Origin of the sequence: Paenibacillus pabuli (assembly GCF_039831995.1) — a bacterium.
GTDB classification, from domain to species: Bacteria; Bacillota; Bacilli; order Paenibacillales; family Paenibacillaceae; genus Paenibacillus; species Paenibacillus pabuli_C.
Genome location: NZ_JBDOIO010000003.1, coordinates 2,927,384 through 2,943,623 on the forward strand (window position 1 = coordinate 2,927,384; position 16,240 = coordinate 2,943,623).

The 16,240-nt window shown below is 47.0% G+C and carries 16 protein-coding genes; 9 read left to right on the forward strand and 7 right to left on the reverse strand.

The genetic code is table 11. The features are described from left to right. Positions 1 to 31 precede the first annotated feature (31 nt). Positions 32 to 532: a hypothetical protein gene (locus ABGV42_RS15410; protein WP_347382415.1), complete on the forward strand. Its 501-nt coding sequence runs from the start codon at positions 32 to 34 to the stop codon at positions 530 to 532. A gap of 109 nt (positions 533 to 641) precedes the next feature. Further along, positions 642 to 1,415 carry an MBL fold metallo-hydrolase gene (locus ABGV42_RS15415; RefSeq protein WP_347382416.1) on the forward strand — a complete coding sequence of 258 codons (774 nt, stop codon included), beginning with the start codon at positions 642 to 644 and terminating at the stop codon, positions 1,413 to 1,415. 86 nt (positions 1,416 to 1,501) lie between these two features. Here the strand turns inward: ABGV42_RS15415 and ABGV42_RS15420 are convergent, their stop codons facing one another. Beyond that, positions 1,502 to 3,007, reverse strand: a complete 1,506-nt coding sequence (locus ABGV42_RS15420; protein WP_347382417.1) for an alpha-N-arabinofuranosidase — start codon at positions 3,005 to 3,007, stop codon at positions 1,502 to 1,504. Between the two features lie 177 nt (positions 3,008 to 3,184). Here ABGV42_RS15420 and ABGV42_RS15425 point away from each other — a divergent pair, with 177 nt between their 5' ends. Continuing rightward, positions 3,185 to 4,093, forward strand: a complete 909-nt coding sequence (locus ABGV42_RS15425; RefSeq protein WP_347382418.1) for an ArsR/SmtB family transcription factor — start codon at positions 3,185 to 3,187, stop codon at positions 4,091 to 4,093. A 139-nt stretch (positions 4,094 to 4,232) separates the two neighbouring features. Here ABGV42_RS15425 and ABGV42_RS15430 read toward each other — a convergent pair whose 3' ends face one another. From ABGV42_RS15430 to ABGV42_RS15440, 3 genes are all read right to left on the reverse strand, one after another. Further along, the gene (locus tag ABGV42_RS15430) at positions 4,233 to 5,024 is read right to left on the reverse strand and encodes a C40 family peptidase (RefSeq protein WP_347382419.1); all 792 of its coding nucleotides are present in this window, start codon (positions 5,022 to 5,024) and stop codon (positions 4,233 to 4,235) included. Between the two features lie 499 nt (positions 5,025 to 5,523). Then, on the reverse strand, positions 5,524 to 7,260 hold the full coding sequence (locus ABGV42_RS15435; RefSeq protein ID WP_347382420.1) for a methyl-accepting chemotaxis protein: 1,737 nt from the start codon (positions 7,258 to 7,260) through the stop codon (positions 5,524 to 5,526). A 214-nt stretch (positions 7,261 to 7,474) separates the two neighbouring features. Next, positions 7,475 to 8,026: an undecaprenyl-diphosphatase gene (locus ABGV42_RS15440; protein WP_347382421.1), complete on the reverse strand. Its 552-nt coding sequence runs from the start codon at positions 8,024 to 8,026 to the stop codon at positions 7,475 to 7,477. Positions 8,027 to 8,218: 192 nt separating this feature from the next. Here ABGV42_RS15440 and ABGV42_RS15445 point away from each other — a divergent pair, with 192 nt between their 5' ends. Then, on the forward strand, positions 8,219 to 9,196 hold the full coding sequence (locus ABGV42_RS15445; RefSeq protein ID WP_347382422.1) for an LCP family protein: 978 nt from the start codon (positions 8,219 to 8,221) through the stop codon (positions 9,194 to 9,196). Positions 9,197 to 9,327: 131 nt separating this feature from the next. Then, positions 9,328 to 10,584, forward strand: coding sequence for an acyltransferase (locus ABGV42_RS15450; RefSeq protein ID WP_347382423.1), 1,257 nt, complete (start codon positions 9,328 to 9,330; stop codon positions 10,582 to 10,584). A 125-nt stretch (positions 10,585 to 10,709) separates the two neighbouring features. On the opposite strand, the gene ABGV42_RS15455 is transcribed toward ABGV42_RS15450, so the two are convergent. Continuing rightward, complete coding sequence (locus tag ABGV42_RS15455) at positions 10,710 to 11,441, reverse strand: hypothetical protein (RefSeq protein WP_347382424.1); 732 nt, start codon at positions 11,439 to 11,441, stop codon at positions 10,710 to 10,712. Between the two features lie 222 nt (positions 11,442 to 11,663). Between ABGV42_RS15455 and ABGV42_RS15460 the strand changes: the two genes are divergently transcribed. Both ABGV42_RS15460 and ABGV42_RS15465 read left to right on the forward strand, forming a co-directional pair. Continuing rightward, on the forward strand, positions 11,664 to 12,623 hold the full coding sequence (locus ABGV42_RS15460) for a hypothetical protein (RefSeq protein WP_347382425.1): 960 nt from the start codon (positions 11,664 to 11,666) through the stop codon (positions 12,621 to 12,623). Between the two features lie 44 nt (positions 12,624 to 12,667). Next, the gene (locus tag ABGV42_RS15465; RefSeq protein ID WP_347382426.1) at positions 12,668 to 12,910 is read left to right on the forward strand and encodes an NHLP leader peptide family RiPP precursor; all 243 of its coding nucleotides are present in this window, start codon (positions 12,668 to 12,670) and stop codon (positions 12,908 to 12,910) included. Positions 12,911 to 12,989: 79 nt separating this feature from the next. Here ABGV42_RS15465 and ABGV42_RS15470 read toward each other — a convergent pair whose 3' ends face one another. Together ABGV42_RS15470 and ABGV42_RS15475 are read right to left on the reverse strand one after the other, a co-directional pair. Next, positions 12,990 to 14,888: a HAMP domain-containing sensor histidine kinase gene (locus ABGV42_RS15470; protein ID WP_347382427.1), complete on the reverse strand. Its 1,899-nt coding sequence runs from the start codon at positions 14,886 to 14,888 to the stop codon at positions 12,990 to 12,992. A gap of 204 nt (positions 14,889 to 15,092) precedes the next feature. Further along, complete coding sequence (locus ABGV42_RS15475; RefSeq protein WP_347382428.1) at positions 15,093 to 15,374, reverse strand: hypothetical protein; 282 nt, start codon at positions 15,372 to 15,374, stop codon at positions 15,093 to 15,095. A gap of 144 nt (positions 15,375 to 15,518) precedes the next feature. Between ABGV42_RS15475 and ABGV42_RS15480 the strand changes: the two genes are divergently transcribed. Together ABGV42_RS15480 and ABGV42_RS15485 are read left to right on the forward strand one after the other, a co-directional pair. After that, entirely contained in the window at positions 15,519 to 15,680 is a 162-nt protein-coding gene (locus ABGV42_RS15480; RefSeq protein ID WP_175398102.1) for a hypothetical protein, read from the forward strand. Positions 15,681 to 15,834: 154 nt separating this feature from the next. Next, on the forward strand, positions 15,835 to 16,206 hold the full coding sequence (locus ABGV42_RS15485) for a hypothetical protein (protein ID WP_347382429.1): 372 nt from the start codon (positions 15,835 to 15,837) through the stop codon (positions 16,204 to 16,206). The last annotated feature ends 34 nt before the right edge of the window (positions 16,207 to 16,240 follow it).

Genomic DNA, 16,240 nt, shown 5'->3' on the forward strand with positions numbered 1-16,240 from the left:
GAGGCAGATGATTAATAAGGAGGAGTGCTTTTTGCAGCGTGAGTCAGCTGAGTATAGTGATCAGCATTTATGCTATCGCCGGAGTACAGTGCTCTGGAAAAGCGCATTGTGTCTTATAATTCTATTGTTATGTGTGGCTCTACTGTGGATCAACTATGTTGAGTACTCGGGAAAATTGCAGACATTGCCTTACTCAATTGCTGCCATTCTCGGCATGTGGCTCGTAGGTCCACTGTTCTTCAAGCTTGTGTCTGGCTTATCCAGACGATCCACCGTGTTATTGTCATGGAGTGATGAAGCAATCGTTACACAGGGAAGGACCGTTCCTTGGCATAAGATTCGTCATATAGAACTTACATCATCCGGGTCCAGCCGTTGGATCTTGTCCGATGCTCCCCTGCTTGCCCTGCATCTGAAGGACGGTAAACGGATTCACATCCAGACTGGTCATTTACTTACCTCCAAAGAATTGCTGCAAGCTGAGATTCGGCTGCAGTTGAACCTGCGTGAAAACCAGCAACGAAATACTTGACCACTCATATCCAATCAATCTTACTAAGCCGCCGTGTTATTTACCGCGAAAACGGGTTGTATACCATATAGGAGAATATATATCTATATCCTGAAGGAGTGCAGATGCAATGAAAATTCAATTGATTCGTCATGCCACACTGTGGCTTGAATATTCCGATCTGAATATCCTGGTCGATCCGATGTTTATGGACCCTGAGGCTATGCCTGCTTTTCCCAACACGCCTAATGATTTGCGCAATCCGAGAGCTGCCTTGCCGGAGACAGAGACCAATTACATGAATCCGGATGTAGTGATTGTTACCCATACCCATGTTGATCACTGGGATGCAGTTGCAGCGGAGCAGCTCCGTAAGGACGTGCCTCTACTGTGTCAGCCTGGTGATGAGAATGTATTTATCGATGCCGGTTTCACCAACGTTCATGCGGTCGATGAAAAATATGAATATCATTCCGTGCGTTTTGCACGAACTTCAGGCCGTCATGGCACTGGGGAAATCGCGGAGCGGATGGGCAAGGTGTCCGGTTTTGTGCTTGAGGCCGATGGCGAACCCGTATCGTATATTGCCGGAGACACAATCTGGTGTGACGAACCGGCCGAGGCCATCGGGCGTTATCAACCCGAAGTGATCGTTGTGAACGCTGGGGGTGCCCGTTTTACCCAGGGTGATCCAATCACCATGGACGGACCTGATGTGGCTGCAGTGAAACAACATGCACCCGATGCGCATGTCATCGCCGTTCATATGGATGCCATTAACCACTGCATGATGTCACGGACGGATCTCGCCAGTTATCTGGCTTCCGAACAATTGGACGGGCAGATTCTCATTCCCCGGGATGGCGAAAGCTTTGTATTTAATTCAGAATCGAAGTTGGAGTAAATCCGATAATCCGAATACAAAAAAAGGGTGTCTCCGTCACATGATGGCGGGGACACCCTTTTCAATTACGCTTCTTCAATGACAATTTATTGAATTTTCAAACGAATCACGTTCCAGGAAGCCTTCGCCAGACTTGCTGTAACCAGCGTACCCGATACTTCCGCACCACCACGGTTATGCGGAGCCACCCGATTCGGCTGTGCAGCGGTATTCACGGCTTTGAGGTCATCACTTTCCAGTACGATATGCTCCAGCAGGCTGCATTGTCCGAAACTGCGCAGATCCACTTCAAGCTGGAGTGAGTCTTCCAGGTGACGGTTCACGGCAAATACAGTCACTTCACCCTGCTCTTCATTATGAACCGCAATCCCTTCCAGGTATGGCACATCCGTAATCTGTTTCGTATCGTACTTCGCTGATTGAATCAATGGCACAAGTGCGGTTCCACGTCCAAAGACGGAAGCGTGCATAAACGGATAGAAAATGGTCTGTCTCCAGGCAGCACCGCCTGTGTCCGTCATGATCGGCGCGATAACGTTGACCAATTGTGCGAGGCAGGCCATCTTCACGCGATCCGCATGCTTGAGCATACTAATTAGCATACAGCCGACAAGCAGCGCATCTTCATGGTTGTATACATCCTCCAGCTGTGGAGGTGCAATCTGCCATGGATCCAGCTTCTTGTCACTTTCGTTGGAGTGATACCACACGTTCCACTCGTCGAAGGACAGATACATCGTTTTCTTGCTGCGCTTCTTCGCTTTGATGTAATCACAGGTCGCCATAACCGTCTCAATAAACTGATCCATCTCCAATGAACGCGCCAGGAACGTCGGTGTATCATCATCTGCGTTGCCATAATACTGATGGAGGGACAAGTATTCCACGTGATCGTAGGTATGATCAAGCACGGTTGCTTCCCATTCCGGGAACGTTGGCATGCCGAGTGATGAACTTCCGCAGGCAACCAGCTCAATGGTTGGATCTGTCCACTTCATGACTTTCGCCGCTTCCAGCGCAACCCGTCCATATTCTTCTGCGGTTTTGTGGCCGATCTGCCATGGGCCGTCCATCTCGTTACCCAAGCACCATGTTTTGACCGCATGCGGCTCCTTGTAACCATGTTTGATCCGCAGATCACTATAATACGAACCTTCCGGATGGTTGCTGTACTCCACGATGTTCCGGGCTGCATCTACACCCCGTGTCCCTAAATTGACGGCCATCATGACTTCGGAATTCGCAAGTTTGGACCAATCCACGAATTCGTTGAAACCGAATTCATTTGTCTCAATGGTTCTCCAGGCCAGCTCAAGTCTGCGTTTACGTTCAGCTACGGGACCTACAGAATCTTCCCAATTGTAACCGGATACAAAGTTTCCCCCAGGATAACGCACAATCGGCACCTGCAGCTCCTTGACCATCTCCAGCACATCCGTGCGGAATCCCGCTTCATTCGCTGAGGAATGCCCCGGCTCATAAATGCCGCCGTATACGGCGCGTCCGAGATGCTCAATGAATGAACCGTATAAACGTTTGTCGACTACCCCAATTGTGAAATCCTTGTCTACCGTCATTTTTGCTTTTACCATCGTGAAGTTCAGCTCCTTAAGATTAATATAAAAATTAATTGATAATCTATGGATCAACGTTCATATTTATATTAAAATCGATTATAACCCTAATTTCAACCTGAATTTTTAAAAATGTTATTCTTTTTGTTGGATTTATGTTTAACTTAATTCTATATTCAATAATGGAGGAACCCAATGATTAGAGCAAATACGGATACCGAATGGCTGCCCTTATACGAAGCACTTGCAAGTGAAGTCCGGTTGCAAATTATTCGACTTGTTGCCGAGAACCCGATGAACGTAAAAGATATCGCCGCCTCACTTGGACTAAGCAGTGCCATCGTAACGATGCACGTTCGCAAGCTGCAGGATGTCGGCATCATTCAATCCAAAATGGTCCGCAAGGATGGCGGTACCCACAAAATGAACAGCCTTGCGATCGACTGGATCGGCATCTCCATGCCGCAGGAAAGCGGAACGTCGAGCAAGGTTCATGAAGTCGCTGTGCCCGTCGGGCACTATACCCATTTTGACGTTTATCCAACCTGTGGTCTGGCTACGGTCAGTCATGTGATCGGGCAATATGATGACCCGCGGTACTTCCTGGATCCCGAGCGGATGCATGCCAATATTCTCTGGTTTGGACGTGGATTCGTGGAATACAAAATTCCGAACTACCTCTTATCGGGACAACAGATTAACTCGATTGAACTATCGCTGGAAATCGGTTCAGAGGCACCTTCGGTCAATCCGAACTGGCCCTCCGATATTACCTTTATGCTCAACGGAATTCAGGTCGGTGAGTGGACAAGCCCTGGTGATTCGGGCAATGGCCGTGGGGTATTCACGCCTGAGTGGTGGAGTGAAAGTGTCAATCAGTATGGCATGCTGAAGGTGCTACGAATTACGCAGGAGGGCACGTTTATCGATGGGCAGCGCGTTTCCGAAGTAACGCTCTCGGATATTCCGGTGGAGCGCAATCAATGGACATTGCGACTGTCGGTAGAAGAGGATGCACAGCATGTAGGAGGTCTTACCTTATACGGTGAGGGATTCGGCAACTATAACCAGGATATTCTGTTCCGTCTCTACTACCAGGATTAGAAGGCTTAAAAAAGAAGCCAAAAAAACCTTCCATCTGCCTATTCGGCGATGATGGAAGGTCTTTTCACTATATCCAGGTTTCCCGTTTCTCGGTTCATTCGATTCGAAGTGAGCCCAGAAACTGGACTAGTACTGAGCCTTACAGTGCACTTCCTCCATAGAGGAAGCGATGTTCCCAGTGCTTGCCTGAGATGTCACTGGTCGTTACTCCGCCACCAGCGTTGGAATAGGTGTGCAATATTTTTCCGTCGCCAAGATAGATTCCGACATGCGTAATTCTTGCCGTAGACTTGTTAACCCCAGCATAAGAGGAAGCTTTTGTGCCTTTATACGACATAAAGAACATCAAATCCCCTCGCTTCAGTTTGGTCCAATCCGTCTGAACGTTACCTTTGCCTTTTACATAAGTTCCCTGCTGGCGTGAATCTGCAGGAAGCTTGATCCCGAGTGCATCGATAAATGCCTGGCGGACAAAGCTGGAGCAGTCGAACGTAGCGGTACTGTTTCTACTCGCTCCGAATTCATAAGGTGTTCCCCAATATTTCATGCCTGCAGCAATAACTTTCTCTACAGCTGCGCTGCCTGTCACAGAAGTGCTGCTGGAACCAGATGTCGTTGTGCTGCCGCTAGCGGCTTTGGTGTATTTAGAAGAAGAGGATATGTATCCTGTGCGGTTGCTGGAATCTTTTACTTTATACCATGCTGATCCCGATTGTTGAAGTACGGTAACCGTTTCCCCTTTGGCCACCATACGAACAACACTCGCAGAAGCTGACGGTGATGTACGCATGTTAACTCCCCAGACCACTTTCAGTTTGGCATTTTCAACCGTTGCTGCGGATACCGGTGCCGTCAGTGCTCCTGCCGTCAGACTTCCCATCAGCATCGTTGCTGTTAGACCCGCGGTAATGATTTTACTTTTCCAGTTCATGATGTCGTGTTCCCCCTGATGTTACAGAATTTTAACCTGGCTTCGTTCTCTCCGGGCTTGCCCCATTGTAAACGGGCTGTCCTTCGTGATCATCAGACCAAAGTCCTGTATTCACCTCAGGCTGATTGAGCACTAAGGATCAGTAGTGAAACCGACATCAACATGGAAAACCACTTAAATAATAAGCATTTTCCAAAGGTTAAAATATTGTAACTATTTGATACCACTTCGTTTCCACTTGTAATCGCACGTTAAATCCGTCCATTCTATCCATAGGTCTATAGGCCCACTAAAAAAAACAGAGAATCCATAAGTGGTAAACATTACTACGACCGAAAAAGGCAAGATTGAGCCTTCATTCACCCATTTTGTACCAATCAACTTCAACGATCGCTTCCTTCTGTCTTCCTTTTAAACAGGTCATATCCAGCCTGGATTAAAAAAAAGACTGTTACTTATAACGCCTGATCGCGCATGAAGTAACAGTCTCTGATATTTTCTATACCTTGAATTTATTGATCTGTTCTTGCAATTCTTCTGCCATCTTGGAGAGAGAACCTGCAGACGATGCAATCTCTTCCATGGAAGCCAGCTGTTCTTCGGTTGCCGCAGATACATTGTGTACTCCGCCTGATGCTTCTTCAGCAATATTGGAGATCTGATCCACATACCGAACCACTTCATCCGTACTTGCTGACATTTCTTCCGATCCGGCAGATACTTCCTGAATTTCACCTGCAACCTTGTTCACTGCTTCTGAGATTTGCTCAAAGGCTTGTCCCGCCGCTGTAACCATCTCTATTCCGGCTTCGGTTTCACTGCTGTTCACTTTCACTGCCTGTACCGCGTGGTTCGTGTCATTCTGAATGAGCTGAACCAGGTCCGTAATCTTCTGCGCGGATTCTGAAGATTCTTCGGCCAATTTACGAACCTCTCCGGCAACAACCGCGAAACCTCGTCCGTGCTCGCCTGCACGTGCAGCCTCGATCGCGGCATTCAATGCAAGAAGGTTGGTTTGACGGGCGATATTGTTGATGACCTCCGTGATGCTGCCAATCTCTGCAGAACGTTCTCCGAGTCCGGTAACAAGTTCAGTCAACGACGCTATGGACGTTCGGACGGAACCCATTTGATCAACAGCCTGTTGGATAATCATATTCCCTTCAGCCGATTGGTTCGCTGCATCCACAGCGGATACGGATACGCTCTGCGCAAGCTCAGCAATCTGTTCCGAACCAATAGCCATTTCGCTCATCGCCTGGGAAGAACGTTTCACCATATTCACCTGGTCAGATGTGCCCACAGCCAGCTGCTCGACGGTTGCAGAAATTTGCTCCGATGCTTGTGTATTTTGCTCGGCACTCGCCAGCAGTTCTTCCGAAGAAGCAGCTACCTGCTCGGAAGTCACAGAAACGGACTGAATCATCGCACGCAAGTTGCCCGTCATGGTATTGAAGGAAGCAGCCAGCGTACCAAGCTCATCCTTATTTTTAAGTGTGATTGTTTCGCCTGTCAAATCACCGTTTGCAATCAGCATCGCCGAGGCGTTCATCTTCTGAATCGGTCTTGAGATGATGCTTGCAATGAAGAAAGCGATAAAGAGTGCGATCAGGAAGGAAATGATCGTCACCACTAAAATGATAATAAATGCACTATTTGCTTCATCCAGCGACTCAGCTGTCGCTTGTCCTGCTAATTCATTACTCATCGTAATCAGCTGGGCGATGGTATCATTGGCTGTATCCCATAATGGAAATGCCTCTGAATGCAGCCTGCTGGCTCCAACATAGTCGTTAGCCATACCCAGCTCGACAAATCCAGGCATTTTGGCCAAGTAGGCATCATAGTTCGTACTGAACGTATCATACAGCGCCATCGCTTCATCACTGCCCTTAATAAGCTCGATTAGCTGTTTTCGCTCTTCCTCAATCTTCGTCTGGAGCTGCTCTAAGGATTCACTTATCTCTGCGATTGAATTCTCATCCGTCTCAACAATGGCTGCAAGAGCCTGACGCTCCACGTCTGAGATATCACCATTCATCATGCCCAGAAGGCTGACGCTAGGCATCCACGTCTGATCGATCTCTTCAGAAGTATTGGACATACCATAAATCTGAATCAAGGCGTAGCTGCTCACGAAGGCAAGCAATGCTACCACAATCATGAACCCGGTCAACAATTTCATGCGAATCGTCAACCTCAATCTCCCCAACGCGTTCTCCCGCGTACTTTTCATATTCCCCACTCCTAACTTGGCCATAAACCAATACATATGTATAGTATATCGACACCTATCGACACGAATTGTAGATATCCGAATTTAATTTTCAACAAATTTCATATAACTTCGAAATATAAACAAAATAAGCCTCAAGTCTTTGGCACTGCCAAAAACTCAAGACTTTAATGGTTAACTTGCCGTATCCGCGTCCCACATCATTAGTTCCATTCTACCGGAAAACCCGCCGATGGATATGGATAAAGAAATCAGGAACCGACTTGGTATAGTTACGCGTCGTGATCAGAATAACACTCACCAGGCTGCCCAGAATGAATCCGCCAAGAATATCTCCCGGATAATGCACACCTACATATACTCGCGATACACCTGTCAGCACGGCAAGCAGCAGCATCCACAATCCGAAACGACGCCCGATGAAAAACGAAGCGGCAGCAAGTGCAAAGACAAATGAAGCATGCTTGCTTGGAAAAGACGGGTCCGGCACATGAGGCACCAGCAGATGCACTTTCCCTTCCACAAATGGTCTTGGATGACCTACGGCTGGGGAAATGCCCCACTTGGCAAGAACAAGAGCTGCAATAGACGCCACACATGCATAAAAGACAATACGCTGCTTGGCTGGATTACCCAGGAACCAGACAATAACCAGAAGGGCAATCATAACCCACACTGCATATTCTGCTGAAGTAATCATAAACCAGTCCAGAAGCGGAACACGGTCCGCAAACTGGTTGATCCAGTTAAAAACAGATTGATTCATAACTGCGTTGATACCTCCATGACCTAATACGTGATTCGTTTTTACACCGCTTTTACACTATAATACTCACCAACTATTTGTCAAACAAAGTGCCGACTGACCGAATATTCGAAATCAAAGAGGACATTCTCCTTACTTTTTGTTAAAATAGTTTGGGTTACATATCAGTTCAACAATAGAAAGGTGAAGATTATGCTTAAAAAATGGTTGTGGGGGACAGCCCTGACCCTGGCACTTGCCGTAACAGGCGTCCTCATATATTACGGATACTCCATTGTACATTTTGCCAATAGCATCTCAACCGCTTCAGGTCTTTCCTCATCGTCCACATCCAATCCACAAGCAGACCTCGGTACGGAGACTACAACAACTCCAATCCCCAAGTGGGAAGGCAAGGAACGCGTAAACATCCTACTTCTCGGGGGTGATTCCCGAGGTGATGATGCTGGACGCTCGGATTCCGTCATGGTGGCTTCAATTGACCCTGTGTCCAAACGGGCGCATCTCTTCTCTGTCCTGCGAGATACATATGTGGATATACCCGGACATGGCAAAAGCCGACTTAACGCAGCTTTTTCCTACGGGGGCGCTGAATTAACCAAACAAACGGTAAGCAATCTGCTCGGTATTCCGATTCAGCATTACGTATACACGGACTTCATCGGCTTCATGGCCCTTGTCGATGCTGTAGGCGGCATTGATATTGATGTGGAAAAAGACATGTATTATACCAGCAAAGCCGATAAACATATGTACGATATTGATCTCAAAAAAGGACTTCAGCACATGGACGGCAAAACGGCCCTCCAATATGTTCGTTTCCGGCATGATGCCACCTCAGATTTCACACGCACCGAACGGCAGCGCATCTTCATGACCGAACTTGCCAAGAAGCTGCAAAGCACCACCTCCCTCTTCAAAATTCCGGAGATCCTGGAGGCGGTTGCTCCGTATATTGAGACAGACCTCAGCCCTACACAGATGCTGAAGCTGGCCTCGCTCGGGTTTGATATTAATGTAAATGAAGTGGACAAACAGCAGATCCCGCCTAATAAACTGTTAACCAATGAACTTGCAGGTTCTGCTCAGGTCTTGGGCGTGGGCCAAACCAAACTCCAGGCATTCATTCAAAATCTGTTCGAGGAAGATGCTCAGGCAGAGCAACAATAAACAATAAATAAGAAGAAAAATGGCGGCCTTCTGGCCGCCTCTTTTTTATCCTATTCTCACCATTTAATCTCCTCTTAATGTTGAAATAGTACCCTTTAATGATTATGTGTGTTGGAAGGAGGCGGGCCATCTTGGGTAAACCGCGTATAGAAGAGTGGACGCAGCTGCGCGGGATCGCGTTTCTCGCCATCGTCATGCAGCATAATATCGCAGAATATATCTATCGTTCGGATATTGAACAACCGGATTCCGTTATGCTGACCATGATCTATCATCTCACCCGGTTCGGAACGCCGACCTTTGTCTTTTTGTCCGGTGTGATGCTTTTTTACCATCATCGTCAGGCCAAGCCGGACTACAGCCGGTTCATCCGAAAACGGTTTGGTGATATTTATGTCCCCTTTGTTCTCTGGACACTGATCTACTGGCTGTCTGTTCGAGTCTTCACACCTGCATTTTGGGTCTCAGGTACGCTTGATGTACGCAGCCTGATCCGCGAACTTTTCATCCCTCAGACAGGCTATCATCTCTGGTTTGTCATCATGATTTTTCAGTTTTACGTGTTATTCCCTTTGTTCTGGCTCGGGGTTCAATTCGTGTACAGCCAGCTTATGAGAATCACTAAAATAACACGCACACAATCCGTCCTATTGCTAGTTCTGCTTGCAGCAGGATTGTACAGCCTGCTGATGAAGTGGTCCTATTATGACATGGCCGACTGGACAGCAGCGCTTTCGCAGCCCTGGTCAACATTGCTGGAGTATCGCTCCTACTCCTGGGTGATGTACTGGTTCTACTTTTTACTTGGCGCGGTATGTGCTTGGGCGGTGGATACTTGGAGAAACTGGACCGTTCGTGCACTCCCGTGGATGATATGTCTTTTCCTTGGCATGTACTTCTGGCTGGGCTACGACGTGCTCAGAGGGTCTGGGGATGTCGTTAACCTCAATATATCAACATATCTGAAACCGACAACGTTCATTATTATTATGGCGCAGATGTTCATGTTATATGGATTGATTTTCCTTTTAAGAGGCAAAACAACGAAGTTCCTGGGCGTGCTGTCCTGGATCGGCCGCTATTCGTTCGGCGGGTATCTTGTGCATGCTTTGGTCATCTATGCGATCGCCTACTTCACCAGACCACTCCAGCTTGGTGGCTGGCATCTGCCGATAACCCTGCTGTCATTTTTGGTGACGGCCGTCATAGCGCTGACCATTAGCTATGGATTTTCCCGACTGCCGGGTTCCCGGTATACGGTTGGTTTACAGCGTAAGCCGAGCCGGAACTCGTCTGTTCAAGGTTCGAATACAGTAGAGCCTCGAAGAAAACGCGGACCTGTTACACCGATAAGTGCTAGTGCAAGCCATCCTTCCGAAACAAGCTAGAAGGGCTGTCCATGTAGCATATTTTAGCAAAATTGAAACGCAGTCACCTCTGTTTTCCACCTATGTTGACGAGAAACAGGGCGCCTGTCTTCCAAGGAAGACAAGGCGCCCTGCATATACATGGATTAATCTGACTCGGTCGAAGCCGGATGCCCTGGTGCTTGCTCCCGTGGAACCGGATGTGTCCCGCCCTTGCGGTTCACAAGCCGCTGCAGATCCCCCGTCAATTGCTCCTTCAGCTTATCAATGAGTTGTGTTTCACTAATTCCATGTGCTTTGGCAACTTCAGCAAGAGACTTGCCACTTCTTAATTGTTCCTGAAGCTGTTCCGGAGTGATGCCGATAAATTGGGCAATCGCCTTGTGGTTCAAGGAAGCATGTTTTCTTCCATGACCTGCAAATTCCCTCCGCAGCTCTCTAAGCGGGGTATTGATGACCTTTTTCAACTTCTCATCCATACCTGCCTTGGCTGCTGAGACCTGCTCCTTGGTTAAGCAACCTTCTGCCGCAGCTTGATCCAGACGTTTCGCAAGCGATGGTTTAAGCTTTTGCAGCAGCTGCTCTTCGCTTAGCCCTTTGCGCTCTTTGGCAATCTGGGTCAATGTCTTGCCGAGCTCCATCTGCTCCTTCAGGTCTTTGAGTCCAATGCCGAGCAGATCCGCTGTTTCACCAATCATAAATAATCCATGCCCTGCTTGCATACAAGGATGTTTGTCACCCTGAGAGACAGCTGGAGTTGTAATTCCAGAGCTGTCAGGCTTACCTGCCGCACTTGCTGAAGCTGCATTTCCTGTTGCTGCCAAAATGAGCATGGCCGCCAAACTGCTTGCAAGCCATGTTTTCCATCCGTGTTTCATTTCTCTTCCGCCTTTCGTATGTCGAAATACTGTGGTCTACATCTAGTTTGAGCCCAATCCACCCGTTTTTATCCCATAAAAATACAAAAAGTCATCATTTCTTTCACAATTCATCACAAAAGATCCTATTTTTTTCAATTCATATCCGCTATACTGGGTATAACTCCATGATCTAGTCGAATAGTCCTTAATTATTTTATTGCGGAAGGGCGTAAGCAAACGATGCGGAGAGAATGGTTAGATCCGTTTAGATCCGATTTGGAGGTGGTGTTCGCTGCTGCCGAGCAGCTGGTTCAGAACTATCCTGAATCCCTGTCAGAACATGCGCTGAAACAACTTCATTTGATTAATCCCCTGTTACGCGATTCAGGTCACAGCTATATTGGCTACATTATTCCGCTCTGGATACAGATTTCAGACGGACTCTCCCCCCAGACTGCACACAAGTTAAGCACGGCCTGTTTGATTCATATGTTGTATTTTCTCAATCAGGATGAAGTGATGGATGAGCGTCCTGACGACAGTACAATGAAGTTATCCTTGGGTAATTTATACTACATGGATGCTTTACGTATCTACTCGGACTTATTTAGCCCCTCTTCCCTGTTTTGGACCTATTTCAGACAATATGTGACGGACTGGGCTGTTAGTGTTAACGGCGAGAAGTCGCTGGATTACTTCAAGGACAACCCACTTCTGATCGCCCAAAAGGCAGCACCCCTTCAGCTTGGAGCAGCAGGTGCTCTTCTTCTTCTTGAACAAGAAGACCGAATCATTTCCGTATATTCTGCCGTTAACATCGCACTTATGACCCTCCAGATGGCAGATGATTTCAACGACATGAACCTGGATGCAGCACAGGGAAATTACAACAGTTTCCTTTCTCATATTTCTACTGCTCTTCAACTATCTTATCCTGTACAGCCGCTGAGTGGGCGTATCCGTGATAATATGTACAGCACCCCGATCATGAACTCTTATGTAGAGATTGCTTACCGATATCATGACATGCTAGCATCGTCTAACTCAGGAATTCCGCACCTTTTGACCTTCAACACGCACTTATGCCAAACACTTGTACAAGCTGTCGAAGCAATCAAACAGCACAAAAAAATGCTTCATCAAGGCGGGTTTCATTACTGGATCAGTGAACATGCCTTAAACCCACAAGGGAAGTCATGAAGCTGTGACAGTTTATATTTCATATAAGAAGGGATTGTTGAACGATGATGGTATCTGAGAGAACACTGCATGAGGATATTATTGAAAAGGCCTGGACCGATGAACATTTCAGACAACAGCTGCATTCCAATCCAAAACAGGCACTGCGCGATGCATTCGGCATTGATATTCCGGACCACGTAAAGATTCGTACAGTAGAAGAACAGCAGAATGATTATGTTCTTGTCATTCCGCCCAATCCCTCCAAAGTGAATTATGATGTAAATTGCGGACCTTGGAGAACCTAAACATCTGAAATGACTCTGAGCTAGCATTACAGGTACGAGGGGTAGAGAACGAAAAAGCTGTCCATCTTCTGCCAGCCCGTCAATCGACGAACTCGGCAAAAGATACGACAGCTTCCGTTCCTACCCCTTTGGTGCTTGTAAATGATATCTCGCCATGCATCGCTTCCACAATTCGGAAGGTCACCATCATGCCAAGCCCTGTTCCTTTGATTTTGTTGGAGAAATAGGGCTCTCCCAGGCGGACCAAAGCTTCCTCATCCATGCCTTCCCCGTTATCCCTCACGTGAACTTTGATCATTCCATCCTGGGCATATGCCCATATATCAATCTGGCCTTGGCCTTGCAGAGCTTCGATACTGTTTTTAATAATATTAATAAAAGCCTGTTTGAACTTGGAGGAGTTGCCTCGAATCCAGAGATCCGGCGGTATATCAGTTGTTATTTTACCCCCCTCCAGATTGGCCATTGGCACCAGAATCCCTTCAATATGCGTAAATTCTTCGGCAATATTGAGCGAAGCGATATGGTCAAACTCCGGCTTGGCAAACGTCAGAAAGTCCGTAATGATCCCGGATGCCCGGTCAAGCTCTTCGAGTGCAATTCGCACATACCCCTTGTTTTTGTTGTCTTCCTGTTCAGTCATCAGCTGTAAAAATCCTCTGGTCACCTGTAGTGGATTTCGAACTTCATGTGCGACCGATGCGGCCAGTTCACTAATAATCTCCATCTTCTCGGATCGCTGCAATTCATTGTTGAACAGTTCCAGTTCCTTGGAGTATTCAATGACCTGTCTATGCTTTTCCGCAAAACGACTACCCAGAATGGCAATAAGCGCGATGATAAAAGCAACCATGGACCACTTCCACCATATGAGGTGATACGTGCCGTTGCGCTGGTAGTACCATAACAGTTCCGCTACGCTGATCAGCGCAAACGTGCTGTATCCCGCAGCCAGCAGTATCGCTTCCTTGTTTCGCTTTAGTGCTTGGGATATGGTGCCAATCATCAGTAAGGTCAGCAGAATTACCAAGATGATGCCGATGGCCTTTTGAACCAGAAATACATAAAGTACATCCCATTGACCGCTCGATATGAAATACAGGAGCAGTGCGAGGATGGCAATACCGGAATACACGAGCTGGAATTTTCGTAACTTCGTGAAGATCCCATAAGGACCCTTTCCGATAATCTGTTCGAAAAAATAACATAGTGCAGGCATTCCCGCCAGCATCGCCATATCGAACAATATGGAGTACAGATCCCCGTAAATCTGGTAGAACGTATATAGAAATTGTGAATACGTAATGATCATCGTTCCGATGGAACCCATGACAACACATAGCGAGATCCATAATCCCTTATGGAATTTTCCAAAGAAGAATGTGCAGCTGAGCATCGTAATGGCTGTAAATAGAAAGGTTGCCCCTAATATGACATCCAACAAGCCATTATGAATATATCTCTCCTGCAAAATGGTATATCTCCCTACCTCAATCGTCCCGAAGATTCCGAGTCGGCCGTTGGCATTTTCAGTCCATATATACAGCTGCTCGTTTGAATTTTTGATGGATAAAGGCAGCAGTACCGCATTGTTGTCGTAATTATAATGATAATTCTCATACACCTTACGATCCTTAAGGTAGATCACAATATGTTGACCTTTAATATTTTCAAAACGAATGGCAGAATTATCCTCGCCCAGTTGTGGAATGGTCAAGCGAGTCCATAGTGACTTAGAAGGGTTAACCGTAGTGTAATCCGGCTTCTCCAACCCTTGCCGCTCCCAGACTTCATCGGGTCTTTCTACTTCGCTGATAAACCCCTGATCGTGTGCATTTCCCCATTTTACTTCCCATGTCGTAATGGGGACAGGTCTGTTATCTTCCTGTACACTTGCCGCGCCTACTCCCTGCGGCCAATACATCATGAATAACAGGCTGATCCATAGGACGATGATAGCTTTGGGCACATTTTTCATTCACAGCACCTCAAAGTTCATATTTTGAGCATTTAGCAACATTCCAATGATGCAAAATGCTGAATCTATCCCCTAACTCTATCATTTATGATTCGCCATGATTTAACGTGTCACCTTCTAAAGGCAAACGAAAAAAATCACATTTTAGTTTAACTACATATTTATTTCCATTTTTAGAGGAAAGGAATCCAGCCATCACTTGTCTTAGCCGCGCAAATCTTCGAACTGGTTCTCGATCATCTCGCGTTCCGTCCGTTCATAGGCGCTCCGAAACTTCAGCCACTGCTCCGTTTCCTCATCCTCATAAATCGTCCATATATCCGAAAAAAGAAAATCACGTAGCTGGACAACTTGTCCAGCCCATATGCCACCAACCCAGAACAATCCGTCGGGCCGACGAATGACCGTACGCGAAAAGCCAGGCGTCGATGCCTTTTGTCCAATTCGGATTCGACTGATCATATTGCCAAGTGTAAACCATTCCAACTGGAATCCCTCCCTGTTTCATCATGCTCCATCATAACATAGGCCTTGCTTGAAAGCTGTACTGGCTGTTCTACGATTCAATTCGCTTCTATGGGTGTAATGGTTCCTCAAAGCAACCAATCACCTATTAAGGAGATGATTTAAATGAACGAGCCACACAAAACGGTAGAAGTAGAACGGAAAGACATCCAGCATAAATCGGATTCCAGCATGGTCGCCTCCACTTTTATTAAATATGCGGCTTATGTAATCATTTTTTTCGGCTTCCTCTACTTTCTCGTCAAATATGTATTCCCTAAATTTTAAGTCATTCATATTCGGTGCAACCCAGGGAATGCTAACACGTGCACGATTACAACGTTTGCGGTTTGGGTAACTACGGGGTAAGAACCTTTGAAGATATCAACACAATCATACATGCAGTCAAACCAATAACATTTCCCGAAAGGAGCTGCTACTTATGACAGACAGACCGATTAGCAATGACGAAAGCGACCGTTATTATGACCGATACCAGAGGTCCCGCGATATTCCGCCTGAAACAGAAGTGCCCCAGGGCGATATGGATACATTTGATGAAGTGTCCGGAAGACGAATTGAAACCGATGAGACGGACCTGCCTCCTGTAGCTGCAACGACCATAGAGGAGGAGGAGCTGGAATCACGTTTGGCAGAACCTGCACTGGAATCGGTACCTGATGCCGATCTGCTGCAGCCGAATAGCCCGGTTGACCCGGCTGCACCTGACCCGGACGCCCTTCATGGTACCGATCTGCTCAATGGTGCGGGGGCCGATGCCAAACCTCAGGATGATATTCTCCCTCGACGTTAGTATTTGCTATCCCCGATGCACGGATAAGGAGGTG

Excerpts from the sequence above, each read along its gene's own strand:
- ABGV42_RS15415 (WP_347382416.1), top strand. The coding sequence starts at position 642 with ATGAAAATTCAATTGATTCGTCATGCCACACTGTGGCTTGAATATTCC.
- ABGV42_RS15420 (WP_347382417.1), bottom strand. The coding sequence starts at position 3,007 with ATGGTAAAAGCAAAAATGACGGTAGACAAGGATTTCACAATTGGGGTA.
- ABGV42_RS15425 (WP_347382418.1), top strand. The coding sequence starts at position 3,185 with ATGATTAGAGCAAATACGGATACCGAATGGCTGCCCTTATACGAAGCA.
- ABGV42_RS15430 (WP_347382419.1), bottom strand. The coding sequence starts at position 5,024 with ATGAACTGGAAAAGTAAAATCATTACCGCGGGTCTAACAGCAACGATG.
- ABGV42_RS15435 (WP_347382420.1), bottom strand. The coding sequence starts at position 7,260 with ATGAAAAGTACGCGGGAGAACGCGTTGGGGAGATTGAGGTTGACGATT.
- ABGV42_RS15440 (WP_347382421.1), bottom strand. The coding sequence starts at position 8,026 with ATGAATCAATCTGTTTTTAACTGGATCAACCAGTTTGCGGACCGTGTT.
- ABGV42_RS15445 (WP_347382422.1), top strand. The coding sequence starts at position 8,219 with ATGCTTAAAAAATGGTTGTGGGGGACAGCCCTGACCCTGGCACTTGCC.
- ABGV42_RS15455 (WP_347382424.1), bottom strand. The coding sequence starts at position 11,441 with ATGAAACACGGATGGAAAACATGGCTTGCAAGCAGTTTGGCGGCCATG.
- ABGV42_RS15460 (WP_347382425.1), top strand. The coding sequence starts at position 11,664 with ATGCGGAGAGAATGGTTAGATCCGTTTAGATCCGATTTGGAGGTGGTG.
- ABGV42_RS15465 (WP_347382426.1), top strand. The coding sequence starts at position 12,668 with ATGATGGTATCTGAGAGAACACTGCATGAGGATATTATTGAAAAGGCC.
- ABGV42_RS15470 (WP_347382427.1), bottom strand. The coding sequence starts at position 14,888 with ATGAAAAATGTGCCCAAAGCTATCATCGTCCTATGGATCAGCCTGTTA.
- ABGV42_RS15480 (WP_175398102.1), top strand. The coding sequence starts at position 15,519 with ATGAACGAGCCACACAAAACGGTAGAAGTAGAACGGAAAGACATCCAG.
- ABGV42_RS15485 (WP_347382429.1), top strand. The coding sequence starts at position 15,835 with ATGACAGACAGACCGATTAGCAATGACGAAAGCGACCGTTATTATGAC.